The following is a 2369-nucleotide window of genomic DNA, read 5'->3' as shown; positions in this document are numbered from 1 at the left end:
GACGAGCAGGACTGGTAACAGGAGGATGTATGACGGAGCCCGAGCAACGGACCCCCAAGCAGGACCGTAGCCGCCTCACGCGGGAACGACTGCTCGGTGCCTCCATCGATCTCCTGGCGACACAGGGCTGGGCGGCGACCACCGTGGGTGCGGTGGCCGCCGCCGCCGGCGTCTCCCGGGGCGCCGCACAGCACCACTTCCCGACCCGGGAGGACCTCATCACCGCCGCGCTCGGTCACATGATCGAACAGCGGATCGAGGACGTGCGCAGGGTGGGACTGGATCTCGGCGAGGACCTCGTCCTTACGCGCCGACTCGGCCTCAGCCTTGCCGAGCTTGCGTTCCAGCTCGGCGATGCGGGCCTGCTCGGGACTGCGCGGGCTGCGGCCAGCCTTCTTCACCCCGCCCAGGGTGCCGGCGGCGATCGCGGCCCGCTATTCCTTGACGTGCGAATCATAGAGACGCCCCCGGCGCAGGACGGCGCCCTTCGCGCCGGCGGGGGCCGCATCATATTCAGCAACGATCCGACGTGTGAAGTCCGCGGTAAAGGACCGGCGCTTCGCCCGGTCGGACCACGGGCCCTGCGGATCCGCCGCCGGCGCGACGAGGCCCCAGCCTCAATCCACACTGACCGGGTGTCTCACCTCAGTGTCTCTACGACGGTCTCAACGCTGGGCAGGTGTAGGTGCGCAGCATGTGGTGCCGAATCGCTTCACACTCCGGGTCCCACCCCGCTCGACGAGGGTGGCGAATCACGGTCGTCAATTGATGTTCCTTTCCGAAACACGGTCGCTGCTCGTCGTATCCAACACCCACGATCGATCAACTGCGGGCAAGTCCGCCGAGCATCAGCTCGGCCCTATCGACGGGAAGCTGCTGGGTGATGGCTCGCTTGCTGAACATGAAATCGCGGGGGCGGTTGATGCAGTCTGCAGCAAGGAGCTCGCCACCACGGAGGTAGAAGCAGCTGAAGTCGCGGTCCCGGGTGGGGTCACCGCTGAGGACGACTTCGTCGTAACCGGTGTTGAGACCGGCGATCTGCAGCTTGAGATCGTATTGATCTGACCAGAACCAGGGAAGCGCCTCGATCTTCCTAGATTTTCCGCAGACGGTCGAGGCGGCGACCTTGGCCTGCTCCCCCGCACTCGACACGGACTCCATGCGTATACGGCAGCCGTAACGGGCGATGTCATGGCTTGTGCAATCTCCGGCGGCCACGATGTCGGGGTCCTCGGTCCGGGCATGGTCGTCGATCACGATGCCGTTGTCGACCACGAGACCCGCAGCGTCGGCGAGTTCTGTTCTCGGTTCAACACCGATGCCCACGATGACCAGATCAGCCGGGATCGACTCGCCAGTGGACAGGAGGACCTCGCGGACGCAGTCGTCTCCGACTAATGCTGCGACTTTGGCGCACGTCCGGATATCGATGCCCTCCTCTCGGTGGATCCGCTCGAAGAACGTCGAGACGTCGGGAGCAGTGACCCGCTCGAGGACGCGAGTGGTCGCCTCGAGCACGGTGACGTCCAGGTCCAGTGCCCGTAGCGAGGCGGCCGTCTCAAGTCCGATGTAGCCGCCCCCGACGATCACCACCCGCCGCCCGGGGGCGGCGGACGTGCGGATCAACTCGACGTCTGCGGCGGTCCGAAGGTAATGGACCCCGGCGAGATCGGCCCCAGGAACGCGGAGCTGACGAGGGCGGGCTCCCGTGCACAGCGCGAGCTTGTCGTATGTCAGTGTGTCGCCGGTGCTCATAACGATGTGCCCAGCCGAGCGGTCGATCGCCTCCACGTGCGCGTTGAGAAGCTGGATTCGCTGCTTGGAGTAGAAGTCCGAACTGCGGATGGTGATCTCGTCGAGGGTGGTTTTCCCGGCGAGATACGCCTTCGACAGTGGCGGGCGCTGGTAGGGCACCGTGGGCTCCTCGCCGATGAGGACGATCTCACCGCTCCACCCGTCCTGCCGCAGGCTCGCCGCGAGTTGGGCTCCGGCATGGCTGGCCCCCACGACAAGGGCCCGCTGCGGCATTATGTTCCAGCCTTGGGGGTGAGTTGGACCATCATCTTGCTGATCCCCCGGACGAAGTTGGACTGCACGTACTCCGGCTCGCCGACGACCTCGATGTTCTCGAAGCGGGGGAGCAGCTCCTCCCAGAGGATCCGCAACTGCATCTCGGCCAGTCGGTTGCCCATGCACCGGTGTACGCCGAATCCGAAGGCGATGTGGTTACGGGCGTTGGCCCTGTCGATGATGAAGTCATCGGGCCGCTCGAACACACGCTCGTCGCGGTTGCCCGAGGCGTACCACATCACGACCTTGTCGCCCTTACGGATGAACTGACCGTTCAAGATGGTGTCAGCTTTGGCGAT

Annotated in this window: 2 protein-coding genes and 1 pseudogene; 1 reads left to right on the top strand and 2 read right to left on the bottom strand. The window is 65.4% G+C overall.

The features are described 5' to 3' along the window. Window positions 1–29: 29 nt before the first annotated feature. Window positions 30–269 (top strand): annotated as a pseudogene (locus tag G6020_RS16210) (TetR family transcriptional regulator); the annotation flags it as partial. A gap of 553 nt (window positions 270–822) precedes the next feature. Here G6020_RS16210 and G6020_RS16205 read toward each other — a convergent pair. Further along, entirely contained in the window at window positions 823–2031 is a 1209-nt protein-coding gene (locus G6020_RS16205; protein ID WP_182611317.1) for an FAD-dependent oxidoreductase, read from the bottom strand. After that, window positions 2028–2369, bottom strand: a 342-nt coding sequence (locus G6020_RS16200) for a cytochrome P450 (RefSeq protein ID WP_182611310.1), incomplete at its 5' end; no start/stop codon positions are given. The genes G6020_RS16200 and G6020_RS16205, both read right to left, overlap by 4 nt.

Source organism: Dietzia sp. B19 (assembly GCF_014145155.1).
Lineage (GTDB): Bacteria > Actinomycetota > Actinomycetes > Mycobacteriales > Mycobacteriaceae > Dietzia > Dietzia natronolimnaea.
This window is presented reverse-complemented; position numbering and strand designations above follow the sequence as displayed.